Source organism: Cupriavidus sp. 2TAF22 (genome assembly GCF_052115045.1).
In the GTDB taxonomy this organism is placed as follows: Bacteria; Pseudomonadota; Gammaproteobacteria; order Burkholderiales; family Burkholderiaceae; genus Cupriavidus.
Genome location: NZ_JBFRFX010000065.1, coordinates 12,965 through 27,507, shown reverse-complemented (window position 1 = coordinate 27,507; position 14,543 = coordinate 12,965). Strand labels below are relative to the sequence as shown.

Annotated in this window: 13 protein-coding genes and 1 pseudogene; 6 read left to right on the top strand and 8 right to left on the bottom strand. The window is 60.0% G+C overall.

Annotated features, from left to right (window positions below; genetic code table 11):
- Nucleotides 1–749: 749 nt before the first annotated feature.
- Nucleotides 750–2,330: a hypothetical protein gene (locus AB4Z48_RS37795; RefSeq protein WP_441623582.1), complete on the bottom strand. Its 1,581-nt coding sequence runs from the start codon at nucleotides 2,328–2,330 to the stop codon at nucleotides 750–752.
- Between the two features lie 408 nt (nucleotides 2,331–2,738).
- On the opposite strand from AB4Z48_RS37795, the gene AB4Z48_RS37790 reads away from it, so the two are divergent.
- Complete coding sequence (locus AB4Z48_RS37790; RefSeq protein WP_045243030.1) at nucleotides 2,739–2,903, top strand: FmdB family zinc ribbon protein; 165 nt, start codon at nucleotides 2,739–2,741, stop codon at nucleotides 2,901–2,903.
- A 318-nt stretch (nucleotides 2,904–3,221) separates the two neighbouring features.
- Here AB4Z48_RS37790 and AB4Z48_RS37785 read toward each other — a convergent pair whose 3' ends face one another.
- Complete coding sequence (locus AB4Z48_RS37785) at nucleotides 3,222–3,650, bottom strand: hypothetical protein (protein ID WP_441623580.1); 429 nt, start codon at nucleotides 3,648–3,650, stop codon at nucleotides 3,222–3,224.
- Between the two features lie 251 nt (nucleotides 3,651–3,901).
- Between AB4Z48_RS37785 and AB4Z48_RS37780 the strand changes: the two genes are divergently transcribed.
- On the top strand, nucleotides 3,902–4,045 hold the full coding sequence (locus AB4Z48_RS37780; protein ID WP_441623578.1) for a hypothetical protein: 144 nt from the start codon (nucleotides 3,902–3,904) through the stop codon (nucleotides 4,043–4,045).
- Nucleotides 4,046–4,071: 26 nt separating this feature from the next.
- Here AB4Z48_RS37780 and AB4Z48_RS37775 read toward each other — a convergent pair whose 3' ends face one another.
- The 4 genes from AB4Z48_RS37775 to AB4Z48_RS37760 all read right to left on the bottom strand — a co-directional run bounded on the left by AB4Z48_RS37775 (nucleotide 4,072) and on the right by AB4Z48_RS37760 (nucleotide 6,438).
- Nucleotides 4,072–4,293 (bottom strand): GDCCVxC domain-containing (seleno)protein, encoded by a 222-nt coding sequence (locus AB4Z48_RS37775; protein WP_441623584.1) that lies wholly within the window; start codon nucleotides 4,291–4,293, stop codon nucleotides 4,072–4,074.
- 354 nt (nucleotides 4,294–4,647) lie between these two features.
- Entirely contained in the window at nucleotides 4,648–5,493 is an 846-nt protein-coding gene (locus AB4Z48_RS37770) for a transporter (protein WP_441623576.1), read from the bottom strand.
- Nucleotides 5,494–5,886: 393 nt separating this feature from the next.
- The gene (locus AB4Z48_RS37765) at nucleotides 5,887–6,156 is read right to left on the bottom strand and encodes a hypothetical protein (RefSeq protein ID WP_441623575.1); all 270 of its coding nucleotides are present in this window, start codon (nucleotides 6,154–6,156) and stop codon (nucleotides 5,887–5,889) included.
- A 33-nt stretch (nucleotides 6,157–6,189) separates the two neighbouring features.
- Nucleotides 6,190–6,438: a hypothetical protein gene (locus AB4Z48_RS37760; RefSeq protein ID WP_441623573.1), complete on the bottom strand. Its 249-nt coding sequence runs from the start codon at nucleotides 6,436–6,438 to the stop codon at nucleotides 6,190–6,192.
- Nucleotides 6,439–6,638: 200 nt separating this feature from the next.
- Between AB4Z48_RS37760 and AB4Z48_RS37755 the strand changes: the two genes are divergently transcribed.
- The 3 genes from AB4Z48_RS37755 (at nucleotide 6,639) to AB4Z48_RS37745 (ending at nucleotide 9,723) form a co-directional block, all read left to right on the top strand.
- A complete protein-coding gene (locus AB4Z48_RS37755) occupies nucleotides 6,639–7,559 on the top strand; it encodes a lysozyme inhibitor LprI family protein (protein ID WP_441623571.1) in 921 nt (306 codons plus the stop codon).
- 421 nt (nucleotides 7,560–7,980) lie between these two features.
- Nucleotides 7,981–8,322, top strand: a complete 342-nt coding sequence (locus AB4Z48_RS37750; RefSeq protein ID WP_441623569.1) for a helix-turn-helix transcriptional regulator — start codon at nucleotides 7,981–7,983, stop codon at nucleotides 8,320–8,322.
- A gap of 9 nt (nucleotides 8,323–8,331) precedes the next feature.
- Nucleotides 8,332–9,723 carry a type II toxin-antitoxin system HipA family toxin gene (locus AB4Z48_RS37745; RefSeq protein WP_441623567.1) on the top strand — a complete coding sequence of 464 codons (1,392 nt, stop codon included), beginning with the start codon at nucleotides 8,332–8,334 and terminating at the stop codon, nucleotides 9,721–9,723.
- A 393-nt stretch (nucleotides 9,724–10,116) separates the two neighbouring features.
- Here the strand turns inward: AB4Z48_RS37745 and AB4Z48_RS37740 are convergent, their stop codons facing one another.
- Nucleotides 10,117–11,358, bottom strand: a complete 1,242-nt coding sequence (locus AB4Z48_RS37740) for a hypothetical protein (RefSeq protein ID WP_441623565.1) — start codon at nucleotides 11,356–11,358, stop codon at nucleotides 10,117–10,119.
- Nucleotides 11,359–11,495: 137 nt separating this feature from the next.
- A pseudogene (locus AB4Z48_RS37735) lies at nucleotides 11,496–11,855 on the bottom strand (SulP family inorganic anion transporter); the annotation flags it as partial.
- Nucleotides 11,856–12,841: 986 nt separating this feature from the next.
- On the opposite strand from AB4Z48_RS37735, the gene AB4Z48_RS37730 reads away from it, so the two are divergent.
- Nucleotides 12,842–14,536, top strand: a complete 1,695-nt coding sequence (locus AB4Z48_RS37730) for a SulP family inorganic anion transporter (RefSeq protein ID WP_441623563.1) — start codon at nucleotides 12,842–12,844, stop codon at nucleotides 14,534–14,536.
- Nucleotides 14,537–14,543 lie beyond the last annotated feature (7 nt).

Sequence of the window (14,543 nt, the reverse complement as noted above, 5' to 3'; positions counted from 1 at the left end):
GCACTGGACCGACCCTCGCGCTCCCATCGCTGCAAGTCTTCACAGACACGTCGAGCAAGTCGACAGCCTTTCCAGTGCTATATGTGCGCTCCATGACGACGATTATACATATTCGCGCACTTATTTAAGTACTAGAGTCAGTCTGCTTTCGGCCTACTTGCTGTGGGCAGACCGTAACGGGCGTCGCGTCCATAAGGACTGAACGCCAAGCCACTGCCTTATTTCGCCGGGAAACTCCGGGCCATCAAACTGACGCACCTCTCGAGTCTTATACCTTAACGATGCATAGTTAAGGGGATGGTCTGCTGGCCGCCTGCCAGCAAAGGGTTTTGAATGCTTTGGGGACGTATGTATTGATACTTCGTAATACATACAAACTCAGCAGGCCGGTGGAAACACCGGCCTCTTCATTGCATCGCGCGCTATTCACCGAAACGGTAGGGGGAGGACTGCAACCGACCCCTTTGAGACGTCCAACGCGAAGGGCCATACCGCCCGGTCACACCTTGCCGCGGAACGCAAGGAAGTAACTGTCATGGAACCGGCACCAACTGGCGCTGTCGGCCAAATGCGGATATTCGCGTCGAGACGCGAAAGCGGACACTCGCAGTATCCCAAGTGGAAACTTGATTGGGGGTCAGCGGGTCTGGCGCCCCTACGCCGTTTGGGGGCATGTCAGATTGGTTCGGACAGCAGCAAATCACGCCGATGCCGCGGCAACGGCTGGATACGACCGTTCGGAGCCCCACTCAGTGCGCCGCGAGGTAGGCCTTGGCGGCGGCAGTCTCCGGTCGCGCGCTGTCCGCATTTTTGGTGAGCACGAGGAGTCGTTTGTAATACTCGACCGCTTTATCGCGTTGCCCTGAGGCGTCCGCGGCGTGCGCGGCGCCGTACAGGCCGTGATAGCGGTTCGGGTACTCCCGCAGCGCCGCCTCGTATTCCCGCAGGGCTTCGCCGGCTCTTCCTTGTACGGCGAGCAAGTCGGCGAGTAACTCGCGCATCGGAAACAGTCGATTCTCCATGGCCACGTTCTTGATGCTGGCGTCCTCGCCATCGGCGGCTGCCCGCATCAATCGCTCCGCTTGCGTGGGGTTGCCCTCGGCTTGTGCGGTCCACGCTGCGACGGCAGCGATCTCCTCGTCGGTTCTGGCCACCCAATAGGACTCGTTTGATTTCCCGAGTTCCTCCCGCAACGTCTTGAGCGCGTCGATCTCCTGTTTTGCGCTCGTCAAGCCGCCACTGCGGGCCATCCCGAGACCGCGCGCAAAGCGCGTGATCGAATCAGCGTATGCCCAGTTGTTCGAGGTAATGGGCAGGGCGGCGGCCGCCTTCCAGTCTGCTCGCTCAAGTGCATAGCGCGCGGGCATCGCCGCAACAGAGTTCTTGTTGCCCTTCAAGACCGGCGGTTTGCGCATGGCGTCGGCTAGGCCTTGTTCGATCAAGGCGCGCGCCTTCACATCCTGCGATAGCTGCAGATGCGCATAGACCATGAAGTCCAATGCGTGGTAGTAATCGGGTTGAACCTCGAGGGCCGCCTGGTTGGATTTGATCGACTCTTCCCAAAGCCCGAGCATCGTGTAGATATGCGATGGCATGTGCCGCGCATGTGGCGCCGCCGGTGCAATGCTGGCGTATTTGCTCGCCGCGGCGAGACCCTTTGCGGCAAGCGGCGGATAATCATAGGCGTGGATCAGGTAATGTGCGGCTCCAGGATGTTGAGGATTCTTCGCGAATAGCTTCTCCAGAATCTCCGCCGACTTACGCTGGTTGGCGTAGGTCCTGTCGCTCACGGGCGCGGCGGCCTGCAGAGCTAGCGCGTAATAGATCCAGACCTCGTCATCGTCCGGATAGCGCTGCGTCATTCGTTGCATTGCGTCAGCGTAAGCCTGCAGGCGAGTGTCCACTGACACTCTATCGTAGTCGCGGTAGTATGCACCGATCGCGTCGATCCAGTCGCGCTCGCGTTGTGTCTTCGCTCCGATCGCACGGGCCTTGGCAACGGCTTCCGAGGCCGCCTGGGCGTCGCGCAGCGACGGCGGGCCCGCAAGCGAATTGCCCAGCAGATTAACGGCGAGTCCCCAGTAAGCAATTGCGCAGTTAGAGTCCTGCTCGACGACCGCATTGAAGGTCTTGCCCGCCTCTGTGAACCAGAAGGAGTGCAACATCGCGACGCCCCGCTCGAAGAGTGGTTGTACCTTCGGGTCGCAGGAAGTGGGGAAGGTGATTTTGCCTAGCTGGTAGGTACTCGCGTGGTGTTCGTCGGCGAGCGCGAAACCCGACCCCAACATCAACGCTGAAACCGCGACACCGGCAATGTTGCGTGGGTGCATGAGTGTCTCCGGTCGATCTCTAGTCTAGCGCTCTCAGTCCAAGAGTCAATTAGACTAACCCTATGGGAATCGGGTCGCAACGACATAGGCAACCTCCGCGAGATGCTTCAAAAATGAAACCGATGGCGAGGGAAACTGGCGGCAATGTGTAAGAACTGCCAAATAAGAACTACAGCTATTCAGGCATTGCGTCGTCCGATCGGGCGATTTGGGCATGTTTCCATGATAAGCACGCAAAGCGCGAAGGAGGGTGATGTGAAGGATAGGTGCCTGATGCGGTGCTGACAATGCGATATGACTGGCCGTGTTGGACGCGACGGTGTCCTAGAATTGAAATGACGGTCTGCGGGAAGTGACCGGCAGATCAGATGCAGCGAGTCCCTGCACCATGCAGAATGGAGGCGTGTCATGCCCACCTATTCGTACCGTTGTGAGAAGTGCGGTCAGGTCTTCGACCACGCTGAACATCTAGCTGAACATGCAACGGCCCATCCGCCGTGCCCCAAGTGCGGCAGCGAAACGGTCCAGCACGTGCCGACGCCGTTTGTGGCGAAGACGGCCAGGAAGAGTTGAGGCCTGCCAGGCCTGCGTGAATCGCGCGTGATGGCGAACGGCAGCTAGTGGCCGATCGTCGACCTCGACGAAGCCAGCAGGGATAGCCGCGCACAGGCTCACGGCGCGAGCATGTTCCTACCAGTGAGATCCGCCATGCGTGGTGACAGTCCTCGTTCGATCAAAGCGCAGGCATCGCGTCCTTATACGCCACGGTTTCCTACATCGGGCGCCACTGGTAGATCGCGTGCAGATTTCCCTTGTAGGAACAGCCATCACGCACGCGACCGTCCGCGAAGCCCCGTGATGCCGTGCCTTATCTCGGATTGCCCGCCGCCGTCAGGCCATTTCACTGACAGCTTCGCCAGCCAGCGCGACCTCCGTCTCGTCGGTCACCGTGCTTTCCGCTATCTCGCTGTCGACTTCGGAAACCATGTCGCCCAGACCGATGGCGACCGTGATATTCGGCGTCCAGTTCTTGCGGTCGGTGCTGACCTCGGCAAACGTGGTCACCGTTGCGGTGTAGCCCTGCGCTCTGAGGTCGTCGGCTAGCCGTTGCGCGCGCGGTTCCAGCGCTGCTTGCGGATTGTCTTCGTTGATGTCGAGTACCAGTCTGGTCTCGAATTCTTCCTTGCCCCTCTGGATTGCCGTTTGCATTGCCTTGAGCTGCTTGTTCGCGAGCGCAACGAGCTTGCTGTACCTGGATTCTTCCTGGCTGGCGCGCAGTGCCTTGGCGGCGTTGATGATTTCGGTGCGGTCCACGAACATGATTGCCTTTCGAGGTGGGGGAGAGAAAGCGCAGGCGCCGCACGGGCTTGACTTCAGGAGCCAGCTTTCCGGGATGCGACCACAACTGTATAAATATACAGTGTTCGCCGGCTAATCGGCAAGTCCCTGACAGCAGATCTGGCGAATCGCGCTATGGTTGACGCGTCTTGACCAAAAGCGGCGCTGCTCGGAAGTGATTGAGTCCCGCACATGGTGGGACAGCACGATATCTCTCCTCGGGCAACTTCTACTTGCAGATCCAGCAAGGCGGGGCACCGCCCCAGGCCAAGGCCTTCTACGACTACATCAGCACGCCCGCCGCGCAGGAGATCACGACCCGGAAATACGCTGTGGGAGAAGATGAAGCGGCTGGCTATCCGGACTTCGGAGTCTGAACCAGGAGGTCACTGATCGGCCCCAGCTAGTTGCTGCAGCAGTCGCCTTTGCCATGTGTTTGAACGGGTGGGCAGGGAACCGACCCGTATGAGCAAAAGACGCAGCAGTCTCCTCGCTTAGGGGTGAGCGTTTGATCGCAGCCCTTACATGCATAGAACCATTGGCACGCTTCGATCGGCATCATTTCTGCCGCCACGTAGCCACAATGAGGGCACGTTAGAATCGACTGAAGAACGACATCGGACATGGCTGGAACGTTGTCTTGGACAGCTTGGAACTCATCATACATCGCCGCTGCCTACGTCATCCGCGCATCGGGCGAAACCCGCGACCAGAAAAGACGTGAAGCGGCTATTTGCTAGCAACGGCGCCTGTCGCCGGCTCGGCCGAGGCAGAGTGTATGGCAAACAGCGCGGCAGTAGCTGCGAGCCCCAATCCGCCCGATATCCATAGTGCTTGCGCGCCCCAGAGGTCGATGCAGATGCCGAACAGCCACGGCGCCAGCGCCTGCGCAGGATGACTAGGATTAGCCCGGCCGTCGCCACGGCCCCTTCGGTCTTTGAGGTCACCAAGTCCGACATGTTGCTGGAGTGCGACGCCGTCAGTCAATCCATCGATACTGCACGGTCAGCGTGATCGTCTTGTAGTCTCCGCCGGCACGGGTGATCCAGCCCTTGGACGCACTGACCTTGCCAGACCAGTTGGTCGCGAGGGGCACCGATAGCGTCAGCCCGTACCGCGTATTGGTGCGGCGATCGTCGTTGCGGACGCCGTCCACTGTCGTATTGCCTCCGCTATAGAAGCCTGCATCGGCGGCGAGCCACAGGCCGGGCCGGAACTGGTATCCGCCATGTAGTTGCACGACTGCTAGTGGGCCCTGCTGGCGTTGCCTGCTGCCCAGAAATTCGTCATTGGCTGTAAAGAGCCAGACCCCGAACGCACCTTCGGCAAACCAGTTGCCAAATGGCGCCGAGACGCCGACTTCCGGCTTGAATGCCCAACGGTTTGCGCCGATATTGATCAGTCTATCCGCGTGATATTGCCCGCTCGGCATTACCACCGTCAGGCTTGTTCCCAGGCTGGGGACTGGCGGATGCCTCGCGAACTCGGCCGGTGTCTTTGCGCCGCCGCCCAGAAGATTGACCGCGAAACGCAGATAGGCGTCGCCGACGCCGGCACGATAGACGCTGTTCGGCGCGTCCAACACGTTCCCCGCGACGTTGGCGCGCGAGTAGGGCAGCACGACGCCAACGGAAGCCGTGCGGCCAAGCAGGTCGAACACCTGCAGATAGCCCAATGCAAAAATGTCGATCTTCGCGCTGACGTCCGTAATCGGCAGGGAGGGGTCGGTCAGCACATCGCCGCCGAGCCTTGCATAAGTTGCCAGCAGGAAATGCGTGYCAACCGGCGCCGCCGAATAGGTGCGCGGCTCGAGTTCCTGGGCCATACAGCCGTCGGCGAGCACGCCAAGGCAAGGCAACAGCCATCGGACCCACGGTGCGTACGCGGCAGGTCTGTCCCACCCTGGCATCTATGTCTCCTCCCGGCTATCCCGCCATGAAAGCCTTAGAACGCGACGGTCAACGCAGCGATCACTACCTGCTCGTGGGATTTTGGATTGAACCAGTATATGTGAAGGCGGGGGGGGCATCCGGAACAACGTCGCGCCATCGGCTGGACGCTGCTCGCAAGCAGCACTGTCAGAAAGAAGCCGACATTCGAATGTCGGCCTGAGAGCGCAGTCCTGTGACCGTAGTTGGCCGGTTGCGCATGAGCAGGGCCGCGCCCGAAACGGTCGCACGAATTCGTATCATCGTTTCGTTGGCCAGCATCGGCCGCGCTAGTACTTGATGTCCCGTTTTTCCTGGCGGCCCTCCTGCTTTGTGTCGCGCTTGTCTTGCCGGCACTGGGAGTTGCTCTTCTGGTTTGCAGCCCGGCAGTCGACCTTGCCCGCGCGCGCTTCCTGTTTGGCAGCCTGGTTTGCGTCCCTGCCTTGTTGGCGCTGTTGCGACTGGTTGGTGGCCAGGGCAGCCCCCGATAGCGCCAGGAGTCCGGCGGCGGCCAGCATTGCGCCCGCCCGCCTCCAAAGTCCATTTCGTGATTCGACCATTTTCACCTCCTCCGTGCTGGGTAGAAACGGCGGTCAGTTGTCGCACAACGCCGCCTTCGCAGGCTCGTAGAGAGCCAGACTGAAGAAGCCTCCTCCGACAAAAGAAAGCATCCCTTGCCCGCAGCCGATGATGGCACGAATGAGTGTCGCCGAGAACAAATTCCCATGCGCAAGCCATTCCTCAAAGGGTGGCAATGGTTCGTGAGTGGCCGACGATCCCACGTCAGTTGCGGCGCGCGTTTCTTTTGCGGGGATATCGCTTGATGGCCCGGCAAGCGACATCGGTCAACCGATCGCCAGTCGGCGCTGCCGGCCCCTGAACAGCCCTTCAATCCGCGATAATGGGTCGAGGTCGAACATGGGCTATGTGCGCTCGGCAAGGTCTCATTACCGGACAACTCGCGGGCACATGGATATGGCCCGTCCTTTCCACTGAAATGGACAAGGCGTTCGGCGGCCTCTGACATTCCGAGGGAAAGTGTATGCGCAGCACTCAGCACCTAGCAGCCAGTAACGCGGTGGCGCAAAACCTGATCCTCCGGATGCTTGCCTGGCTCTGTGTCGCTATGCTTATGTTTCCCGGTGTGGTGCTGGGGATGGACTTCAAGATCTATTACCAACCCCAACTTAAGCTGAAAATGCTTATCGGGGAGGGAAGGATTCAGAATGGTGATGCAGATAAGCTTCTGGCGCTCGCCAAAATAGCTGACCGTGATGACGAAGGACTTGTTACCCTTGTTTTAAATAGTCCGGGAGGAAATGTCGAGGCTGCTTTCCGAGTCGTCGATGCGATGGATGAAGTACGTGTCTATACAATAGTTCCAGATAATGCCAGGTGCGCGTCTGCTTGCGCTTCTATCCTGTTCGCTTCCGGAGAACGCCGAAGTGTTGTTGGTACGGGGCTGCTCGGTTTTCACAGTTGCTATCGGCGCGAAGGACGAACCTATACCGATGACTCGCTTTGCAACGAAATAATCGCGGCCAACGCAATGCAAAGAGGGATCAGCCACGCAGGTATCAATCGTTTCGTCAAGCAATATGGTGCGCGAGACATGGCATGGGTCGAGCGCGACGTCGCTTGTAAGTCGCTGCAGGGGCTCTGTAAGCCAGGGCTACTGGAAGTTCAATACGAGACGAAGATCGCGTTGATGAGAAGTCTTGATTGCAGCAAGCTCATATCTATTAAAGCGCAGCTTGTTTGCGGGGATGCGGAACTTGCTCGTATTGATAGACAGTTGACAGAAATCTATTATCAAAAGATAAAATCATCGCCTGACAAGGATCGGTTACGAGCGGATCAGAGAGCATGGCTTCGCAATTCTCGCAATGTGTGTGGTGATAAGGCTTGTCTACTTCTAAGCTATCATCGCCGCATCGCTGAGCTAAAGCGGATGCGGTCATAAAATGACGTGTCGATCGACGCTGGCCATGCTCAATCGCCAGAGCGTGAGCGTCACCCGGCGCCGCAGCAAAACGGCGCTCCTGAGTGGCGCGCGACATGAGGTGATTCCGCCTGTCCGAGCCTGGGAAGTGGGACGATGACGCCGCCTCTTTCGGGCGGCCAGCCCTCTTCTTCGGCAAGCGCCAGCCAGGAAGCCTCCCCTGGATCCAACTCGCTGAGGTGATTTATGACGTTAACGCCACACTAGCCAAGTCGAGAGACGGATGGATCGAAACGATATGAAATGTTTGCAATCATGGACCTTAATCAAGATAAAGTCTAAGTTTGCGAACATATTCCGGTCTTGACCACAAGCACCCCCATCGCTACCATGTTCGTAATCACAGACCTAAAGCGTCTTATAGTTCAGGATTACGGACATCATGAAACGAGACGAATCTCCACTTCTGCCTCTTTCCCGGCTCACTGAAGCCGAGCAGCTCGGTGAGCGTATCACTCAGCTGCGCCAAGGCCTGAGGCTACGCCAAGCGGATGTTGCTGCGCGCGCCGGGCTCTCCCGGGGAACCGCGATCCTGATCGAAAAAGGTGATCCGGGACGGACTCTTACGCAGCTCCTGCGCTATGTTCATGCCCTGGCGCCGGAAGTCACCCTGCAGGCGCTCCTGGCAGGCGATGTGCCGGCATTGATCGCCTTGCATGCGCGCAAGCTGCCACAGCGCATTCGCTCCGCAAGCAAGGCGGAACTGCGTGAACTCGATTTCTAAGGATAAACCTTGGCCCCTCGTCGCGCTCCCAACAAGGTAGCGGTATTCGCCCACATCGCCGATCAGGCGGAAGGGCATCACTTCGTGCCCGCAGGACTGCTCAGTCGCGAGGCGTCCGCGGGTCGGGAAACCGTCAGCTTCGCCTATGGCACGCGTTACCTGCAGCGGCCGAACGCCATCGAGGTAGACCCTCGCGCGCTCACCTTGGCGCAGGCGCGGCAGGCGGAGCCCGGCACGGTTTGGTACCCGCTGCCCGAGGTGAACGAATTTGGGGGGATCCGCGATGCTGCGCCCGATGCCTGGGGCCGCCGCGTCATCGAGGCGCGGCTCAATGCCGCGCCGAACTCGCTCGACGAATTCACCTACCTGCTGGAGGCCGGCAGCGACCGCGTTGGTGCGCTGGACGTGCGGGAGGACACAAAGAGCCCCGCTCACAAGGGGGCCGGGGGGCTGATCGATCTGCCATACCTCTTGCAGGCGGCTGACGCGGTCGAGAGCGGCGAGCCCATTCCGGCGAACCTGTTGCCATACCTCGGCGGCGTGCCGTCGGCCGGCGGCGCGCGCCCGAAAGCTTCCGTGCGGGAGGCCGACAGCGTCCTGTGGCTGGCCAAGTTCCCGTCCAAGACCGACACGCTCAACATGGCAGTCCTCGAGGCCGGCGCCCTGGAGATCGCGCGGACCGCCGGGCTTTCCGTTCCGCCGGTGAAGATGATCGCGGTCGGGGGCAAGCCGGTGCTGATGATCCGTCGGTTCGACCGCTACTGGGCGCCGGCCGGGCAAGCGCTCTCGGCCATGGCGCGCGGCTACGACACCGAGCCCATGCCTGGTTATACCGAAGGCCGCATAGCGCAAGTCAGCGCCTTGACCCTGATGGGATGCCCGGAGATGGAGTCGATGGCCAAGGGCTACAAGGATCTGGCCCAGACGATTCGCGAGCAGGTCGTTGCGTCGTGCGTGAAAGCCGACAACGAGGAGCTGTTTGCCCGCATGGTGCTTAACATCTTCCTGACCAACGACGATGACCACCTGCGCAACCACGCGTTTGCCTACGACACGCAGCTGCAGGGCTGGCGCTTGAGCCCGCTGTATGACGTCGTGCCGCGGGCGTCCGTCTCCATGGAGCGCCGCCTGCACCTGAGCGTGGGCACGCAGGGGAAGCTTGCAACCCTCGACAATGCGATGAGCGAATTCTCTGCTTTCGTGGCGGACCGGCCTAAGGCGCTCGACGTGATTCGCCGGGTATGGAGTGCAGTGCGGGGCTGGAAGAACATTTATGAAGGCCTGGGAGCCACCCCGGATCTGATTCGCACGCTCGAGCAGGCCGTCCGAAGCCTCTCGGACATTGCGAGTCCGCCGCTGGAGAAGGACATCCGGCGCGGCGCGGAAGCCAAGGCAGCATAGAAAAACGGCGAGGAGATCCTTGCCGTTTCCCGACAGGGTTGGCAGTCACACGGGGCTGCAGGCCCATCGACCGCTAATCCCCAACAATCTCCTCCCCCTCAGACAGTGCCGCGAATTGTGGCGCTTCTTCGGCACGGCCCGCAGGACGCAACCACGACTCTTTCCGGACAATGGCGGTGTCGGATTAAATCACGATTACCCCAAGCTGTCCGATGCCGTCGACGCAGCCAAGCAAGCCGCCACTCCATTCTGGCTTCCGCTTGTGCAAACGCCTCAGCTTCCTCCGTGGTCGATTCTTCCCGCTCGAAAGACCGTTTGAACAATGCCAGCGAGTGTGTGGTGTTTCACCAGGACGAACCCCTGATGCTTCCCGGAGGACAGGAGCGTCGCAATTTAGAACAAGAGTCCGAATAGGCGCTTTAGCAGTTCTTCGAGGGGCATCATGGTCAGTGCCAGCGGTACAATTGGAATTAGGACAGCCGCCGCAAGTTGCACAATGGCATCCCTAGTGATAGGGGCGAGGCGCATGCCGCGTACCACCTCGAAACTATTGGCCAGATCGGCAAGCGACTGAATGTCGCCGCTACCCACCAAGGGTTCGTCGATTGGCGCGCCACCACGTAGCCATTTGGTATCAAACTCGCGCACATAGCGTTCTGCCAGAGCACCATACTCATTCAGGCCTATCCGCTTCGTCTGTGCAAGCTGAGGCGCAAATACCAGCAACGGGCCGAAAACCACACCCAGCAGAAAGACGACCATTACAACGATTTCCATCTTGAATTCCGGTAGCGCTGCTCGAAGGAAGAAAATGCGATTACCGAGATTTGCGGCAAGCATGACTCCATGCGCCGCGAGAAGCAGTGCGAAGGCATTGACGGTATTGGAAAGAAAGCCGAGTCCACCGACACGATCCGGATGAGTCGGAATCAGGCTCAGCTTAATGCGCGATACCTGCCAGAGAAAGCGCATCCAAATGAATAGCCTGAAATACCATCGAATTAGCAGGAACTGGAAAAGCGGCAAGCTCACGTAGCCATACCAGATGCCGGCCAGTGTGAGCGTCAAGCCGCCGCCAGTAGGCGATGCGTACCATGTGGCCGCTTGGAGGCCGGTATAATGACGCCAAATGATCAGGACGCCGACTCCATATACGAGGGCGACCAACAGCACCTCCGCTAGCACGGAATTGCGCAGTCGGAATGCCGCGTTAATGGCGCCATCAAATTGATCCGTAGCGGCTTCGGGGATCAAATTCCGCTCCGTGAACGCCTGGCCGATACCAAGTAGGCGCCGGTGCACCACCAGTTCCGCAGCGATTAGCAAGGGTACTGCAACAAGGAAACGGAGGTGAACTTCCATGTCCATCAGGAACGGCACCGTCGCACCTTTGCCCAACAAACTTCCTTCGAAGGCAGAGAGCAACAGAAGCGGCAACCACGCGAAGAGGGATAGGAAGACGATGCGTTGGCGCGCCAATAGCAATGCATCGTCGGACAAGTGTGTCCGACGCAGCAGTTGATAGAGCGGCCCTCCTAAGACCAGCGAAAAATTTTTCCGATCTCGCAGAATATCGTCACCGGAAGTGGCTGCGGGCTGCGTTCGCTTCAATCCAAAGCTTCGGCCGCTACTCATTTCGTTTCACCAGTCATTTCAACAACCCAGTCAGGCGGCGCAATACGGCTGCGCATACGCTTAGCCAACGCCACGATCTCGTAGCCGTTCGTCTGCGCAAGCGCACGCGCTGCGGAAACGCTTTCCGCATACGRCGGCAGCAGGCAGGCCAGCAGGCACATGGCAGCAATGAGCAGCGCCGTCAGCGCGGCAATGGACGCCCAGCGGGCGGAATCCCCATTAGCCATTCTTGCCACCCTCAGCCCGACGACCATCGAGATTGCGGAGGTGGGACCGATCGCAAGCTGGCGGGACGCACCGAACAACGCGTAGAGCAGACCGCCGACGAGATAGCAGTAGATGCCGTAGTCGGCGAGTGTCACGCCGGCAATGGCATCGTGCGCCAGCCATTGCGGCTGATAGGTGGAAAACCACTGAACTGGAGGAAGTACCGCGCGCCACCGGCCCACGGAAGCGCCGCTGGTGACTTCGCCAGCAGTGCGGGGCGTTTCAGTCACGGCTCCTCCCTTCGTCAGAACCAAGAGACGGGGAGCCAGAACGGGCCGGCCACAGGCGTGCCGTCTTTACTACCCATTTGGACAATAGTGTAGGGCAGGGCGCGCTTCCGGAAAGGAGAATATTGATTCCAGAAATCGAGGCTGGGAACCATCCCCTCTTGCGTATTCGGGGCGAGCCGGCTTTGACACTACGCGAGGTGGGACATCCGTGGGCGGTTCATGAAATCGGCAGCAAAAATCATATTGGCATTTCCCGACACATGGGAAGAGCCTCCACCCCTCATCTCGCCATGGTCAGAGCGCGGGGATCGGTCGCGCATTAGGTGCCTACGTCGGCACGCGGCGTGTAAGTTGTAACTGAGTTCGTAGCAACAGGTCTGCCAAGCCATTGAAGTCCCGAAAAATCTTAGAACCCATGGAACCCTCACACAAAAGTCTCTCTGGAGCATGTTTTATCCTGCCAGGCTGACAAGAGTGGTACGAATATTGAGGACGCTTGGCTGCGTCGCATGGGGCCCGGGCATTTTGGAATTACGCCTCGCCACGATAACGTCGCACGCCATTGGCGTGCGGCACGTTATGTTGGAGTTTTCTTTTCGTCACACAGACGTGCGCCGCGCGGATCCCGAGTCGGGGATAAGCAGGCAGCAAGCTGTAAGACCCGAATGCCGCGTCGCGGGGGGGAATCGGCCGAGAGGCGGAAGTCCGCGGCCTGCGTCGCGCGCTTGCTTGCCAGATGGACATCAAGGATCTGGTCCGCCGGCCGGCAAAACGTGGACCGAACTTGCTCGTTGTCTGACGCAAATGTGACGCTATGATGGAAGCGCGGGGGTAAGAGTATCCCCCCGGATTTACGACCCGAGCATGGGAATCCCGCGGGTTAGTCAGTCGAGCGACTTTGCGACCGCACGGGCCGGATCATGCAACCTCACTTGGAGGCGCACGACATCATGCCGACTTCCCCGACCGTTGCACCCCCAAGTCGCATGCCCCTCCTGAAAGGGCTGCTGCCGGTCAATCGCGCGCAACTGCCGCACGACATCATCGCCGGCATCACACTGGCCGCCCTCGGGATCCCTGAAGTGATGGGGTACACCAAGATCTCGGGCACGCCGACCGTCACGGGCCTCTACACGATCTTGCTGCCGCTGGTGGTCTTTGCCCTTCTGGGGGCGTCGCGCCATCTGGTTGTTGCCGCCGATTCCGCAACCGCAGCCATCCTCGCCAGTTCCCTGGTTGCGGTGGCGACGCTTGGCAGTCCGGAATATGTCGGGCTGACGAGCGCCGTTGCACTCGCTGTTGCCGTCATGCTGGTTCTGGCGCGCATCCTTCGCCTGGGGTTCCTGGCCGACTTCCTGTCGCGCAGCGCACTGATCGGCTTCCTGACCGGTGTCGGCGTACAGGTCGCTGTTGGCGAGCTTGCCGGGCTGATCGGGCTGCCCAAACAGGGACATGGGCCGCTCATGCAGTTCGCCTCGGTTTTTCAGCGCATTGGCGAGGCCAGTTATGTCACGGCTGCCCTGTCGTTCCTTGTGCTGGCAGTGATCCTGGGATGCAAACGTTTGGCGCCACGTGTACCCGGTCCGCTGATTGCCGTGGTCGGCGCGATCGCCTGCAGTGCGGCATTCAATTTCGGGAAGCACGGCATCGAGCTGGTCGGCAAGGTGCCCAGCGGATTGCCATCGCTGTCGCTACCGCCGCTGCATCTCGCGCACCTGGAACAGGTACTGATAACCGCCGCCTCCTGCTTCATTGTCATCATCGCGCAGAGCGCCGCGACCGCACGGGCTTACGCCAACCGGTACAACGAGCGCGGCGACGACAACCAGGACATCGTTGGCCTTGCCGGCGCAAATGCAGTGGCCGCGCTGACCGGCACCTTCGTGGTCAACGGGAGCCCGACCAAGACGGAGATGATCGACGATGCAGGCGGTCGAACCCAGTTCGCCCACCTGACGACCGCCGTCATCGTGCTGCTGGTGCTGCTGTTCATGACCGGGCCGCTAAGCTTCCTGCCGGCTGCCGTCCTTTCGGCAATCGTGTTCATGATCGGCGTCAAGCTGATCGACGTGAAAGGCATGACCGAGCTTTACAACTTGCAGAAGGATGAGTTCGTGGTTGCCCTAATCACGACGGGCGTAGTGGTTTTTGTCGACGTCATGCACGGCATCCTTGCCGCCGTGCTGTTGTCCCTAATCGACCATACGCGTTATAGCTACCGCCTGCGCACCCGAGTGCTGACACCGCACCCGAACGGTCAGTGGACGGCAAATGAAGTGGCGCCAGACCTGTTCGCCTCACCGGGCATCGTCGCCTATCGCTTCGAGGCCGATCTGTTCTACGCGAACGCGGGCCGCTTCATGGAGGAGGTGCTGAGGCTGATCGATCAAACGGGCTCGAAGGTGAACTGGGTCATCATCGATGCCTCGGAAATCTTCAACGTCGACTATAGCGCCGGCAAGACGTTGCAGCAGCTTCGCCAGGAGCTGGAACGGCGCGGCATAGGTGTCGCCGCAGTCGCCATTCCCGAAGGCGTACTTGACGAACTCCAGCGCTATCGCACCCTTGGCGGCATCGCCGGGCGGCAGGAGGTCTTCGTGACCGTGGACGACGCCATCAAAGCCCTGCGTGATCGGCCTCCGCCTGCATCAGGGCCAGCGTCTGCCGGCACGCCGGGTTGACATACAC

Coding starts and splice junctions, on each gene's coding strand:
- AB4Z48_RS37730 (WP_441623563.1), top strand. CDS start 12,842: ATGCCCCTCCTGAAAGGGCTGCTGCCGGTCAATCGCGCGCAACTGCCG.
- AB4Z48_RS37760 (WP_441623573.1), bottom strand. CDS start 6,438: ATGTCGCTTGCCGGGCCATCAAGCGATATCCCCGCAAAAGAAACGCGC.
- AB4Z48_RS37795 (WP_441623582.1), bottom strand. CDS start 2,330: ATGCACCCACGCAACATTGCCGGTGTCGCGGTTTCAGCGTTGATGTTG.
- AB4Z48_RS37785 (WP_441623580.1), bottom strand. CDS start 3,650: ATGTTCGTGGACCGCACCGAAATCATCAACGCCGCCAAGGCACTGCGC.
- AB4Z48_RS37755 (WP_441623571.1), top strand. CDS start 6,639: ATGCGCAGCACTCAGCACCTAGCAGCCAGTAACGCGGTGGCGCAAAAC.
- AB4Z48_RS37765 (WP_441623575.1), bottom strand. CDS start 6,156: ATGGTCGAATCACGAAATGGACTTTGGAGGCGGGCGGGCGCAATGCTG.
- AB4Z48_RS37740 (WP_441623565.1), bottom strand. CDS start 11,358: ATGAGTAGCGGCCGAAGCTTTGGATTGAAGCGAACGCAGCCCGCAGCC.
- AB4Z48_RS37750 (WP_441623569.1), top strand. CDS start 7,981: ATGAAACGAGACGAATCTCCACTTCTGCCTCTTTCCCGGCTCACTGAA.
- AB4Z48_RS37790 (WP_045243030.1), top strand. CDS start 2,739: ATGCCCACCTATTCGTACCGTTGTGAGAAGTGCGGTCAGGTCTTCGAC.
- AB4Z48_RS37775 (WP_441623584.1), bottom strand. CDS start 4,293: ATGTCCGATGTCGTTCTTCAGTCGATTCTAACGTGCCCTCATTGTGGC.